At 57.1% G+C, this 12,331-nt stretch carries 12 protein-coding genes; 4 read left to right on the forward strand and 8 right to left on the reverse strand.

Features of this window, described 5'->3' with window-relative positions:
* Positions 1-78: 78 nt before the first annotated feature.
* Together aguB and ACFSW5_RS25345 are read right to left on the reverse strand one after the other, a co-directional pair.
* On the reverse strand, positions 79-960 hold the full coding sequence (gene aguB, locus ACFSW5_RS25340) for an N-carbamoylputrescine amidase (protein WP_379279830.1): 882 nt from the start codon (positions 958-960) through the stop codon (positions 79-81).
* A gap of 60 nt (positions 961-1,020) precedes the next feature.
* Positions 1,021-2,043: an agmatine deiminase family protein gene (locus ACFSW5_RS25345; protein ID WP_379279833.1), complete on the reverse strand. Its 1,023-nt coding sequence runs from the start codon at positions 2,041-2,043 to the stop codon at positions 1,021-1,023.
* A 409-nt stretch (positions 2,044-2,452) separates the two neighbouring features.
* Here ACFSW5_RS25345 and ACFSW5_RS25350 point away from each other — a divergent pair, with 409 nt between their 5' ends.
* Positions 2,453-3,070: a DedA family protein gene (locus ACFSW5_RS25350; RefSeq protein WP_379279835.1), complete on the forward strand. Its 618-nt coding sequence runs from the start codon at positions 2,453-2,455 to the stop codon at positions 3,068-3,070.
* 634 nt (positions 3,071-3,704) lie between these two features.
* Here ACFSW5_RS25350 and ACFSW5_RS25355 read toward each other — a convergent pair.
* From ACFSW5_RS25355 to ACFSW5_RS25375, 5 genes are all read right to left on the reverse strand, one after another.
* A complete protein-coding gene (locus ACFSW5_RS25355) occupies positions 3,705-3,980 on the reverse strand; it encodes a hypothetical protein (RefSeq protein ID WP_379279838.1) in 276 nt (91 codons plus the stop codon).
* A 471-nt stretch (positions 3,981-4,451) separates the two neighbouring features.
* Positions 4,452-6,242: an ABC transporter substrate-binding protein gene (locus ACFSW5_RS25360; protein ID WP_379279840.1), complete on the reverse strand. Its 1,791-nt coding sequence runs from the start codon at positions 6,240-6,242 to the stop codon at positions 4,452-4,454.
* A gap of 329 nt (positions 6,243-6,571) precedes the next feature.
* Positions 6,572-7,321, reverse strand: a complete 750-nt coding sequence (locus tag ACFSW5_RS25365) for a MerR family transcriptional regulator (protein WP_379279842.1) — start codon at positions 7,319-7,321, stop codon at positions 6,572-6,574.
* 64 nt (positions 7,322-7,385) lie between these two features.
* Entirely contained in the window at positions 7,386-7,718 is a 333-nt protein-coding gene (locus tag ACFSW5_RS25370; protein ID WP_379279845.1) for an MGMT family protein, read from the reverse strand.
* A 39-nt stretch (positions 7,719-7,757) separates the two neighbouring features.
* A complete protein-coding gene (locus tag ACFSW5_RS25375; RefSeq protein WP_379279847.1) occupies positions 7,758-8,576 on the reverse strand; it encodes an AraC family transcriptional regulator in 819 nt (272 codons plus the stop codon).
* 122 nt (positions 8,577-8,698) lie between these two features.
* On the opposite strand from ACFSW5_RS25375, the gene ACFSW5_RS25380 reads away from it, so the two are divergent.
* Both ACFSW5_RS25380 and ACFSW5_RS25385 read left to right on the forward strand, forming a co-directional pair.
* A complete protein-coding gene (locus ACFSW5_RS25380; RefSeq protein ID WP_379279850.1) occupies positions 8,699-9,508 on the forward strand; it encodes a phytanoyl-CoA dioxygenase family protein in 810 nt (269 codons plus the stop codon).
* Between the two features lie 22 nt (positions 9,509-9,530).
* Positions 9,531-10,379 (forward strand): sugar phosphate isomerase/epimerase family protein, encoded by an 849-nt coding sequence (locus ACFSW5_RS25385; protein WP_379279852.1) that lies wholly within the window; start codon positions 9,531-9,533, stop codon positions 10,377-10,379.
* A 125-nt stretch (positions 10,380-10,504) separates the two neighbouring features.
* Here the strand turns inward: ACFSW5_RS25385 and ACFSW5_RS25390 are convergent, their stop codons facing one another.
* On the reverse strand, positions 10,505-10,879 hold the full coding sequence (locus tag ACFSW5_RS25390; RefSeq protein ID WP_379279854.1) for a winged helix-turn-helix transcriptional regulator: 375 nt from the start codon (positions 10,877-10,879) through the stop codon (positions 10,505-10,507).
* Positions 10,880-11,013: 134 nt separating this feature from the next.
* On the opposite strand from ACFSW5_RS25390, the gene ACFSW5_RS25395 reads away from it, so the two are divergent.
* Positions 11,014-12,243 carry an MFS transporter gene (locus ACFSW5_RS25395; protein WP_379279856.1) on the forward strand — a complete coding sequence of 410 codons (1,230 nt, stop codon included), beginning with the start codon at positions 11,014-11,016 and terminating at the stop codon, positions 12,241-12,243.
* Positions 12,244-12,331 lie beyond the last annotated feature (88 nt).

Genomic DNA, 12,331 nt, shown 5'->3' on the forward strand with positions numbered 1-12,331 from the left:
CGGCAATAAACTAACGAAAAAAGGGGATGTCTCCCGCTCGCATAAGCGAAGCGACGGAGGCATCCCCTTCGGTTTAGTTTATTTTTTAAAGCGTGTGGATCCGTCGTACGTGCCGATAATGTCGTACAGATCCGGCCTGCGGTCGCGGAAGATGCCCCATTCGAGGCGCTGGTTCTCCAGCTGGTCGAGATCGAACTCGGCGACGATCACCGACTCCTCGGTACGTCCGGCGTCTACGATTTTATTGCCTTGCGGACCCGCGATAAAGGAAGATCCGTAGAACGTGATGCTCATATCCTCGTCCGTCTCCGTGCCGATCCGGTTCGAAGCGATAACCGGCATCAGGTTCGCCGCCGCATGTCCCAGCATGCACGTCTGCCAATGATCCTTGGAATCGATGGTGCTGTCCTGCGGCTCGGAGCCGATCGCCGTCGGATAGAACAGCAGCTCCGCTCCCATCAGCGCCATCGCGCGGGCGGCTTCGGGATACCATTGGTCCCAGCAGACGCCTACGCCGATTTTGGCATAACGCGTATTCCATACTTTAAAGCCCGTGTCGCCGGGGTTGAAATAAAATTTCTCCTCGTATCCCGGGCCGTCGGGAATATGGCTCTTGCGGTACAGGCCCAGCACCTCGCCGTCGGCGTCGATCACCGCAAGGGAATTGTAGCGCGCATAGTTATGCTTCTCGTAGAAGCTGATCGGGAGCACGACCTGCAGCTCCTTCGCCAGCTGGCGGAAATGATTGATCGCTTTGTTGTCGGTCAGTTCCGTCGCGTAGCGGTAATAATCCGCCTTCTCCTTCTGGCAGAAGTAAGGCGTCTCGAACAGCTCCTGCAGCAGAATGATCTGCGCGCCTTGCGACGCCGCGTCGCGGACAAGCTTGTCCGCTTTGCGGATATTGTCTTCGATATTCCAAGAGCAGCTCATTTGAGTTGCCGCTACCGTTACGTTTCTCATGCTTATTCCCTCCTAAAGGTTAATTTTGCTTCGAAAGCATCGCGCTTTGCCGAAACATGGTTAAGGCATTTGCTGCGTGGTGCAATGCACGTTGCCGCCTTCGGCGATAACCGCCATTCCGTCTACCGTACGGATGACGCGGTCGGGGAACGCCGCTTGAAGCGCCTCAACCGCCTTGCGGTCGGTCTCCTCCGCGTCCCCGCCGAACACCGGCAGCACGATGCCGCCGTTCACAAAATAAAAATTCAAGTAGCTAAGCGTCAAGCGGTCGCCGTCATACTCGCGGTACGGCGGCTGCTCGATTTCTATAATTTCAAGCTTGCGGCCTTTCGCGTCGGTCGCTTCGCGCAATATCCGCAAATTTTCCTGCGAAATCGCATAGTTGTCGTCCGACGGATCGTTGCACACCTGGATAATGACTTTGCCCGGCGCGGCAAAGCACGCCACGTTGTCGACATGGCCGTCCGTTTCGTCGCCGCTTAGGCCCCGGTTCAGCCATATAATCTTCTCCACCGACAAGTACCGCTTCAAGTATTCCTCGATCTGTTCCCGGCTCAGCTCCGGATTGCGGTTCGGATTAAGCAAGCATTCTTCCGTCGTCAGCAGCGTGCCTTCGCCGTCGACATGCAGGGAGCCGCCTTCCATAACAAGCGGAGCGTCGAACCGGCGCTTCCCGTAGTGCTCGATAATTTGCGGCGCAACCGCATCGTCCAGATCCCACGGCGAATATTTGCCGCCCCAGGCGTTGAACTTCCAGTTCACCCCCGCGACATCGCCTTGGTCGTTCACGACGAACGTCGGCCCGTTATCGCGCAGCCATGCATCATTATGCTCAACGACGAGGCAATCTACGCGATCGTTGCCGGCAAACAAAGCTTCAACCTTCGCTTTGTCTTCTTCGTTCACGATGACCGTAACCGGCTCGAATTCGGCCATGGCGCGAATCGTGGCGGCATAACCGGCGCAGACGGTTTCGTAATTGTCCGGGTGCACCATCGACGCCTTAACCGGCCACGAAATAAAAGAACGGGTATGCGGCGCCCATTCGGGCGGCATTTTATAAGAAAGATCTCTAGGATACATAGCTTACCTCGCTTGAAGTTGATAATGGAACCTTGCGCGGATACGGGCGATCCGCCCACTCGCGCAGCTTTCATCATATAACAAATCGGCCCTCGGCTCAATGGCGGTTTTCCCCTTCTCCTCCATTGTTCTTTACCCTAAATCATGAAACCTCGCGGCCGCTCGAACGTAAGTGTTCGGAGCACGTCCGCAAGCGGCATTGCCCAAGTGACGAAAATGTCACTTCTCTTTCGGCTGCCTAGATGGTTGGAAGCTCGCAAACCGCCTATAGTAAAAGCAGAAAGAAGAAAGAATCCGCTGCGCATGCCCTGATTCAGAAGATTATCAATTTCAGCTTGACGATCGGCGCAGACGAATTCGCCGCAGGTACGACACTTTAAAAAATATAAAGAGAATAAGGAGAGACCGTATGGAACAATGGATTACGGAAGTTATGAGCGATTTCGGCTATTTGGGCGTATTCCTCCTGATCGGATTGGAAAACCTGTTTCCGCCCATCCCTTCCGAGGTTATTCTTACGTTCGCGGGCTTTATGACGACGAATTCCGACCTTACCGTCATCGGGGTCATTATCGCGGCCACGCTCGGTTCGGTCATCGGGGCTTTGGCGCTCTATGCGGTCGGACGGCTGCTGGACGTCACCCGTCTGGAGCGCATAGTCGAACGATGGGGCCATATTTTGCGGCTGAAAAAAGAAGATATTCGCAAGGCCGATGCCTGGTTCGACAAATACGGGATATGGACCGTGTTCTTCTGCCGGTTGATCCCGCTCATTCGAAGCCTCATTTCGATTCCGGCCGGGATGTCGCGGATGAAGATCGTTCCTTTTCTTCTGTTGACCGTCCTCGGATCCGTTATATGGAACACGATTCTCGTGTATTTGGGCTCCGTCCTGGGAGATTCGTGGGAAACGATCGTCGAATATATGGACGTCTATTCTAACGTCGCTTACGCGTTGATCGCCGTTATTGCGCTTGCCGCCGCAGGCTGGTTTATCAAGACGCGCTTCTTGAAAAAGAACAAATAACGATAATCACCCAATCGCGATAAACCGACAAATTGTGAAACCGCCTTTCAGAAAGGCGGTTTTTTCGCATTTATCCCCTTTTCGAATCTTTACGATTTTTATCGATTTTCAACCTTTTGCGACCGTTTTTTTGCGCGAGGACGCAGGCGATAAAGCGCCCGTATGTACGAAAGGCTAAGCGATTTACAGCCAAAGTCTGCCCGTACCCGTGTCAAACCAATCGTTATTGGACTTGCTTCCTGCTAGTCCTCGTCGGAACGTTAGACAGGCATACACCTCTCCCCCGGACCATTACCGGTGAGCCGTCAAGCGGCTGCTTTAGATCGAGCCGGCTTCCCCAGAACCATTTGTTGTCCGTTCGGCATTTCGATTCGGCAAAATAACCGACGGACCGAGAACATCCGCGATGCAAAGGCTGCGATTTTCGGCGTTTTTGGTAAAATGAGGTCGGTTTTAGGCCCCGGAAGCCGCATAAGACCGTCCAAAAGGGTGAGGGAGCAATCTCTTGTATGTAAATTTTATCCAATCGTTTCATGTATAATATTTACATTTGAGAAGGCTTCGCCATGCCGCTCCGGCCCTCAGTTAAATATTCCCAAACCCAGTAATAGCCGGGGCCTTGGACAAACAAGGATTAGCCGACTGGCCCGGCCAGCCCTTTATCGGCCAAATAATCCATCTCCGTATCCAGGACGGATTCGATTTCAAGCTCGTTCAGTTGTACGTCGGGCCGGCTCATAATGTAATCGACAAGCTCGTCGCCGTCGATCTCGGCCTCGCCTTCCGCATTCACCTCGGCTTTATCGATGTACGACTGTTCATGCTTTAGAACAAGCGCGACATCCTTTTCGTGGAGCCCGGTCTCCTTCGCCACAAAGTCCAGCAGCTCCTTTTCGTTCCATTCCTTCATTCGCCGTCATCTCCTATCGTCTCAAAGGTCCGTATTAGTATGATGCAGCGAGCCCGATACCATGCTTCCCGCTTCGATCGTTGCACCCCTTTGTTTCCTGCTTCTTATTTCCTTCGGCGATGGCCATGACCGTCCCCAAACGCATCGACAACGACGAAACCTCCACTTATTCGAGCCGGATCGGCCTTTCAAATGCGATAATAAGAGGAAATTTGCCAAAAAGAGGCCGATTTTGCGCCCCGGAAGCCGCATGTTACCGTTAAGAAGGGTGAGGGAGAGAGAATGGGGTTGTAAATTTATTCCTTTAAAAGACTGGATGTTTTTTACATTTATTTATCGCCGGAGGTCCGCGCTCTTCACTCAGTAAATATTTTACAATAGCGGCGAAGCGGCACTCCAAATACAAAAAAGACACCCCATGCCTTAATGGAGCGTCTTTCTTACACAGTCAGCGCGAGCCGAAGCCGCCGCTCATGGCCGAACCCATATGTCCTTGTAATTGATTTTGCCCCATGCGTTCATGGCGACGCCGCCCAGCGAGCGGTGATGGCCCGCCACCTGTACGGAATGGTACAAGAACAAGACGTTACAGGCCCTTTTCATCGTTTCTTGCCATTCGGTCAGCAATAAAAGCCGGGAAGAGGCGTCCTCCGCCCGCAGGCAAGCCGAAATGAGCCGATCAAGCGCCTGCCGCTCGGCGGGGCTCAAATGATTGCGCACGAAACCGTTGTCCCGGCTGTACGTTTCGATCATGGATATATCCGGCTGCTCGCCCAGCACTTCGCCCGATAAAACCATATCCGCTTGGGCCAGCACGGCCGGGGATGAAGGTTGTTCGACCGGCAGCTTGACCATGCGCATCCGAATGCCCAATCGGCCGTATTCCCGGATCATCCATTCGGCATCCTCTATGCTCATTTCATAAGTGTACAGGCTAAGCGTCTCGCCTTCGTACGATGACGCAGCCACTAGCTCCCGGGCCCGCTCCGGGTCGTAATCGTATCCGCCTTCCTCTTCCAAATCGGCGCTCTCCTCTGCCGAAGGAATAAAAAATCCAGCTGCGGGACGCTCCCTGATTCCCCCGAGCTCATGAACCATCCGCCTCCGGTCGAGGCCGTAATGCAGCGCCCGCCTCAACCGCTCGTCCCGGAGAGGTCCGGGCTTATTCAATTTAAACGTCAAATAAGTGCTGCCCTGCTCCAATTGTTTGAGAACCGGACGGGTATAACCTCCCCTATTTAATTGGCCCTCGGAATAAAGCAGCTGCATGTCGCGTTCATCGATATGGCGGTCCAGTTCGCCTTGATAGTTGGGCCATACCCACATTTCGATCCGGTCCAAATGCGGACGTCCTTCGTAATAGTGCTCGTGCGCCTCGACCGCCAGCATCGACTCGTTATTTTTGACGATGCGGAACGGTCCGGTACCGATCGGCATTCCGGGGTTTTCGCCGTTCCATCCCACGGGAACAATGGAGTAATGCTCTGTGCATATAAAATGGGGAAAAGATGAGACCGGCTCGTTCAAGCTAAACGAAACGCCGTGCTTTCCCGCGGGGCGCATGGACGCGATAACCTTTCCCATCCAACGGCATACCGGCCCGTTTAACGCCCGTCCGAACGAATGAATCACATCCTCCGGGGTCAGCAGTTTGCCGTTGTGAAACCGTACGCCCTTGCGCAAATAAAACGTCCACTCCGTACAGCTGTCGTTGGATTCCCAAGCATGGGCAAGCTGCGGTACGATTCGCCGCTCCTTGCCGGACCAAGCTACGAGCGTGTTCATCATTTGCATCACCCAATGGGCTTCGGCCCGGCTCACCACACTCGCCGGATCGAGAGCCGGAACCGGCCGGTAAAACGGGAAGCGAAGCACGTCCTGCCGCTCCGCGTCCTGCCGGACGCCAAACAGACCGGCAAGCCATTCCTCGAACTGCCCGTTAAGGCTGTCGTCCGCGCGAAGCTGTCCGAGCACCTTCCAAGCTTCGCCGAGGCTCTCGCGCATAACAAGCGTCTTTGCTTTGCGCAGCAAAAGCTCCCTGTCGGAGACGAGAAACGCCAGCCGGGATTGATGCCCTCTCCCCCGTCCGGGGCGCCACTCGACATAGCCTTCCGCCTCCAGCTTCTTCAGCACGAGCTGGGCGTTCCTTCGCGTACACCCAAGCGCCTCGGCAAGCTCCTCGATCGGCAGCGCAAACGGCTCGCCTTCGGGAACGGAGGCGTATTGATTTTTCAAACGATCGTAATACGCAATTGCGTCCATGCCATCCTCCTTTTGTAATAGGCTTCGCTTCTTGGTCGTCTTCAGGCAAAAATCGACTTCGGCTGTATGAGCCAGCTTTGCTCGTTAAAAGGCGAAAGCGAATCCCGCCCCTGTTCTCTTTTTGTTCGTCTTTTTAGAAAGTATACGGGGGCGCATATCGGAAGTAAAGGGAGGAACTCGCATGCTTGGAACGATTGACCCAAACGAGCTTTCCTATAGATCAAAAAAAGCCGGTTACGCCACTCGCGTAACCGGCTATCCCTTGCCCGCTAACTTATCCGGCGGCCGCTCCACCCGTCTTCATCGGCCCTAGGCCTTAGCGTTTTGTCCTACCGTCCTGCCAGACGGTCCGCGTAAACGGCCATCGCGTCCCGCATGAACAGCGCCAACCCTTCGCCGAACTTGTCGATGTTGTTCGTAAAGCGCGTATCGTCGACGTACAGCTGGCCCAGTCCCCGGAACGCCTCCGGCGTGTAGCTGCCGAGGCGGTTCAGGAACGAATACCATTCGCCGATCGCCTCCTGCGCCTCGTCCGAATCCGGCGCTCCGCCGCGCAGCTCCGCGAGCTTCGCATAGATGGCGTTCATTTCGGCGCCGAGCTTCTCCTGCCCCGCTTCGCCCATGTCGACCAGCTTCGCTTTCATGCCGTCGACCGCTTGGTCGCCCCATTTCTCGCGGGCTTCCTTCTCGTAAGGATTTTTGCTGAAATCAAAGCCTTGGAATTTTTCTTCGTTCGTCATCCGAATTTCCCCTTTCATATGACGCTTCGTTTGTTCAAGCGTCGCGATCATCCGGTCGAGGCGGCTTCGCTTCTCCAGCAGCAGCTTGTGATGCAGCTCCAGCGCCTCCAGCCGGTCGAAATCGGGCCGGCTGACGATTTCCTTGATCTGCTTCAGCGGAAATTCGAGCGCTCGGAAAAACAAAATCTGCTGAAGCATTTCCAGATTGCGGTCGGAATACAGCCGGTATCCGGCCTCCGTCACCTCGTCGGGCACGAGCAGGCCGATCTCGTCGTAATGGTGCAGCGTGCGCACGCTGACCCCCGTCAATTCCGCAACCTCCTTCACCATCATCGCCATGCCTTCATCCCTCCTTCAAGGATCACTTTAAGGGCTCACGTTACGTGAGAGTCAAGACGCGAATTCAAAAAAATTCAGCCGGTTCCGGTTCTCCCGGAACGTACCCGTATCGGGAAAGGTCGACGGCGCCTTCGTCGCCGACTTCGACGCCTTCGCCGCTCAAGTACAGCATCTGCTGCGTGCGCGAATCCCCGTCGCGGATCGCGATTTCTCCGCGCGCGTTGACGACCCGATGCCACGGCAGCTTATGCGCGGCGCTCATGGCGTGCAAGATCCGCACGACCTGCCTTGCCGCCCGCGGGCTCCCGGCATGGGCGGCCACTTGGCCGTACGTCATCACCTTGCCCTCGGGTATGCTTCGAATAATGCCGATTACCCGTTCCGTAAATGGCTGCATCCAATACCCTCCTCAACCGGCGAACGGCCCGTCACGCGGCTAATTCCCGTCCCGCCGGCCTTTCGCCTGCTTCGCGTAAGCTCTCGGGCTTACGCCGTACCGTTTGCGGAACAAATCCGCAAAGTGATTATAGTGATTGAATCCGACGTCCTGCGAAGCTTCGGTCGCGGTGCGCCCCATATGCTCCATATACAAAGCCGCCTGGCGCAGCCGCATGCCGTTCAAATGCTCGATGACGCCCTCGCCCGTCTCTTCCTTGAACAGATGGGATAGACGGGAGGCCGACAAACCGATCTCCTTCGCCAGCTCTTCCACTCGGACCTCCTCTTTCATGCGAAGCGCAAGCCATTTCAAAGCTTGATCCACGCGCGGATCGCGCTTTTTGTCCAGCCGCTGCGCGAGCAGGAGCACCAGCTCCCGGACCGCGTTCTCGCATAAGGCGTACCAATGGGCGGACCGTTCCCTCGAGTAATGCAGAATGCTCTGGAAAGCCTGTACGGTCCGTTCGCGGTGGAACCCTTCCGGCATCGTCTGCACCAGCACCTCTTCGTCCGGCAGGCAGCCGGTTTCCGGCAGCGCGGCAAAATGCGCCCAATAAAAGTTCCACCGTTCGCCGCTTACCGTGCCGTATACGTGAGGAACGCCCGAGCGCAGCAAAGCGACCTGGCCCGCTCCGCAGCGCCGCTCCCCCGCAGGCGTCCGGAAATAACCGGCGCCTTCGATCGTATACGTAATCAGCCAGTCGCCCATTCCTTTCGGCCGGCTGTGGCCGTATCCGTCGTCTTGGTCGAAATGGCCCGCCAGCATCGTGCCGTAAGGGGTTTCTTTATACTCGGGATCTTGCGGATATGCGGGCACAGGAAGCGCACCTCCACTCGTTCAGCAGAATTCCGATACTTTTCAGCCGTAATCCGACTTCTTCTACGATAGCCAATGCTCTAAGCTGGAGTCAAGGCACAAACCAAAGGAGAGAGGAAACGATGGACACGATCCGCAAAGCGCTCACCGACGAGCAGCTCGACCAGTTTCATACCGAAGGGTATCTCATCGTCAAAGGATTGTTCAGCGAAAGCGACCTGATGGAAATCGACCGAACGTTCGAGGCGATCAGCCATACGACCGTTCCCGGCTATTTCGAGCCGGATCTGAGCGGGGGAAGCGAGGACCCGCTGAAGCGATATCCGCGCGTCATGCACCCGCACCGGTTTAACGAAACCGCGATGAAGTACATGCTTCACCGTCCGGTCATGGACGTGCTGGAGGATCTGTACGGCGAAGAAGCGCTTGCCGCGCAAAGCATGTTCTATTACAAGCCGCCGGGCTCGCGGGGCCAGGCGCTGCATCAGGACAATTTCTATTTGCAGGTGGAGCCGGGCAACTGCATCGCCGCCTGGACGGCCGTCGATCCCGCGGACGAGGAGAACGGAGGACTGCTGGTCGTGCCGCGCACAAGCGGCTTCGACATCGTCTGTCCGGAGCTCGCGGACGAGAACGAGTCGTTCACGAAGCATTTCGTGAAGCCGCCGAAAGACCGGGGCATCGTGCCGGCCGTCATGGACCGGGGGGACGTGCTTTTTTTCAACGGCAATCTGATTCACGGCTCGTACCGCAACCGGACGAAGGACCGCTTCCGCCGCGCGTTCATCTGTCATTACGCGAACGCCTCCGCCGCCCGCATCAATACGCATTACCGCCCGCTGTACCGCGGCGACGGAACGCCGGTCGACCTCGAAATCAATCCGGACGGCGGTCCTTGCGGCATTGAATTCGACGCCGCTTACCCGCACTAAGCGGAGCGAAGGCGAAACGGCTATGGACAAAAATTTAAAAGTGGAAATGTCGTGGTGGGAAATGAACAGCCTCGCCGGGACGGAAGGAGAAGCGGAGTCGGCCGGGGAACGCTGCCGTTTGATCGCGGAGCACGGCTTCGACGGCATTAACGGCTTCCTGCCGGCCGAAGAAAACGCCGCCGAATGGCGGCGCCTGCTGGCGCATTACGGCTTGTCGTTCAGCGTAAACGCTTATCCGGCGTCGCTTGCCGACATGGACGAATTTTTGAAGAAGGCGAAAAGCTACGAAGGCACGATCGATTATATCAACGCGCAGGTGATGCAGCCGTTCCTCGTCGGAGACGAAGCGGTCCGCCTATTGGCCGGCATCGACCGGCTGTCGCGGGAGGCCGGCATTCCCGTCTTCGTCGAGACCCACCGGGGGACGATTACCCAGGACTTGATCCGCACCGTCGAATATGCACAAGCGCTCCCGTCCCTGCGGCTTACGATCGATTATTCGCATTACGTCGTGGCGGGCGAGCTCCATACGGTTACCCCGCAAGCCGAGGAATGGCTCGGCAAGCTGCTTCCCCATACGGCGAGCATCCATGCGCGCGTCTCGAACGGCGAGCAGGTGCAGATCGATCCGGGCTTCGGGGAAGACAGCCACCCGATGCTGGCTCATTTCGCGCGCTGGTGGTCGGCCGGCATGTTAAGCTGGCGGGAGCGGTCCGGGCATGGAACGGACGCTTTGCCTTTCGTCGTCGAGCTTGGGCCGCCGCCCTACGCCATTACGGCTGGCGACGGACGCGAAATAAGCGACCGCTGGCGGCAGTCGCTCGAGCTGCAGCGGCTTGCCCGCCGGCTCTGGGCGGAGCTTGGAGCTTAAGCCCCCCGATTCATGATCAGCTCTCTTCCGGACACCCCGGAGAGAGCTGTTTAAGCGTTTGCGCTTCCCGTCCATAATGGCGCAATGCCGAGACCGCCGCATCCCTTGCCCCTCTTGCCCCGGGTTTACAGGTTGTTCAGCCCGTTATCCTCAAGGACGCCGGACAAATCGCCGTACTCCCGCAAAATATGGTTTTCCCCCCACTTGCACAAGGAATCGAGAATCGGCTTCAAGCTCCAGCCGTATTCCGTAAGCTCGTATTCGACCTTCGGCGGCACCTGATTGTAGACGATCCGTCTTACGATGCCGTCGGCTTCCAGCTCGCGCAGCTGCTGGGTTAGCATTTTCTGCGTAATATGGGGCATGATACGTTTCAGGTCGCTGGTCCGTCTTTTCCCATGCGTCAGGTGGCATAAGATGACCGTCTTCCATTTCCCGCCGATCACCTCCAGCGTCGCTTCGACGGAAATGTTGTACTTTTTCTGCGTGGTTATAGGCATGCAAGGCGCGCTCCTTTCCAAAAGTAACTTTTTTGTGCCTTCGGTACTTAGAAGTGCGTACTGTTCACTTCGGCTATTGTCCCTCATAATATCACTTGCCGGCCGGCAATACCATGCTGTAGGAGTGGAAAAGTATGATATTCGATAAAAAGAGAAGCACGCTTGCGCTCCTTGCTCTTGCCATCAGCGCTTTCGCCATCGGAACGACAGAATTCATCAGCGTCGGCTTGCTGCCGCTTATCGCCGATGATTTGCATATATCCGTCACGACAGCCGGATTGACGGTAACGCTGTACGCGCTTGGCGTAACGATCGGCGCTCCTGTGCTGACTTCTCTGACCGCAAGCGTCTCCCGCAAAAAGCTGCTGCTCGGGATCATGATTGTATTTATCGCGGGCAACGCGCTGGCCGCTACGGCTACCGGCATCGCCGTTTTGCTGGCCGCCAGGGTGCTGTCGGCGTTCGCGCACGGCGTCTTTATGTCCATCGGCTCGACGATCGCGGCCGATCTCGTGCCCGAGAACCGCAGATCAAGCGCCATTGCGGTCATGTTCTCCGGCCTGACGATCGCCACCGTCACCGGCGTGCCGCTCGGCACGTATCTCGGCCAGCTGTGGGGCTGGCGCATCGCGTTTCTGGCGATCGCCGCAGTCGGCGTCGTCGCCTTTGCCGCCAACGCCGTGCTGGTGCCCGGCAACCTGCGCAAAGGGCAACGAACGCCGCTTCGCGAGCAAGGGAAGCTGTTCGGAAACCAAAGGCTGCTGCTTCTGTTTGCCGTAACGGCGCTCGGATACGGCGGCACGTTCGTCGTCTACACTTATTTGTCCCCGCTGCTGCACGAAGTAACCGGCTTTTCCGAATCGTCGGTCGCGCTCATTTTGCTGCTGTACGGCATTGCCATCGCGATCGGCAACGCCGCCGGCGGCAAACTGGCGAACCGCAACCCGCTCCGCGCCTTGTTCTATATGTTTATCGCTCAGGCGGCGGTGCTGGTCGTATTGTTTTTTACGGCGCCTTACCGGGTTGCCGGTCTTACGACCGTGTTCTTTATGGGCCTTCTGGCGTTCATGAACGTTCCGGGTCTGCAGTCGTACGTCGTCGTTCTCGCGGAGAAATACGCGCCGAAGGCGATCGACACCGCATCCGCCGTCAACATCGCCGCCTTTAACGCCGGCATCGCCGTCGGAGCCTGGATAGGCGGACTGGTCACGGACTCTGTCGGACTTCTATATACGCCATGGGCCGGCGCAGCGATGGTCGCTCTCGCCGTGATCCTGACCGGCTGGAGCCGGAAGCTCGCAGCCGGCGGCAGAAGCGGCGACGAGAAGCAGGAGAAGCCGTCCGGATACGGGCAGCCCGCCTGACCGGCGACGAGGCCGGACCGGAGAACGCCGCCGCGGCGGGTTGGCGCGATCCGTTGCGGCAACATGCCGCTCAAATTAAAATGGAAAG

The sequence above is a fragment of the Paenibacillus thailandensis genome, from assembly GCF_042685365.1.
GTDB classification, from domain to species: domain Bacteria; phylum Bacillota; class Bacilli; order Paenibacillales; family Paenibacillaceae; genus Paenibacillus_AP; species Paenibacillus_AP thailandensis.

What these genes read in the sequence shown, in the direction of transcription:
- ACFSW5_RS25355 (WP_379279838.1), bottom strand. Translation starts at nt 3,980, where the DNA reads ATGAAGGAATGGAACGAAAAGGAGCTGCTGGACTTTGTGGCGAAGGAG.
- ACFSW5_RS25385 (WP_379279852.1), top strand. Translation starts at nt 9,531, where the DNA reads ATGGACAAAAATTTAAAAGTGGAAATGTCGTGGTGGGAAATGAACAGC.
- ACFSW5_RS25350 (WP_379279835.1), top strand. Translation starts at nt 2,453, where the DNA reads ATGGAACAATGGATTACGGAAGTTATGAGCGATTTCGGCTATTTGGGC.
- ACFSW5_RS25395 (WP_379279856.1), top strand. Translation starts at nt 11,014, where the DNA reads ATGATATTCGATAAAAAGAGAAGCACGCTTGCGCTCCTTGCTCTTGCC.
- ACFSW5_RS25370 (WP_379279845.1), bottom strand. Translation starts at nt 7,718, where the DNA reads ATGCAGCCATTTACGGAACGGGTAATCGGCATTATTCGAAGCATACCC.
- ACFSW5_RS25380 (WP_379279850.1), top strand. Translation starts at nt 8,699, where the DNA reads ATGGACACGATCCGCAAAGCGCTCACCGACGAGCAGCTCGACCAGTTT.
- ACFSW5_RS25345 (WP_379279833.1), bottom strand. Translation starts at nt 2,043, where the DNA reads ATGTATCCTAGAGATCTTTCTTATAAAATGCCGCCCGAATGGGCGCCG.
- aguB (WP_379279830.1), bottom strand. Translation starts at nt 960, where the DNA reads ATGAGAAACGTAACGGTAGCGGCAACTCAAATGAGCTGCTCTTGGAAT.
- ACFSW5_RS25390 (WP_379279854.1), bottom strand. Translation starts at nt 10,879, where the DNA reads ATGCCTATAACCACGCAGAAAAAGTACAACATTTCCGTCGAAGCGACG.
- ACFSW5_RS25365 (WP_379279842.1), bottom strand. Translation starts at nt 7,321, where the DNA reads ATGGCGATGATGGTGAAGGAGGTTGCGGAATTGACGGGGGTCAGCGTG.
- ACFSW5_RS25360 (WP_379279840.1), bottom strand. Translation starts at nt 6,242, where the DNA reads ATGGACGCAATTGCGTATTACGATCGTTTGAAAAATCAATACGCCTCC.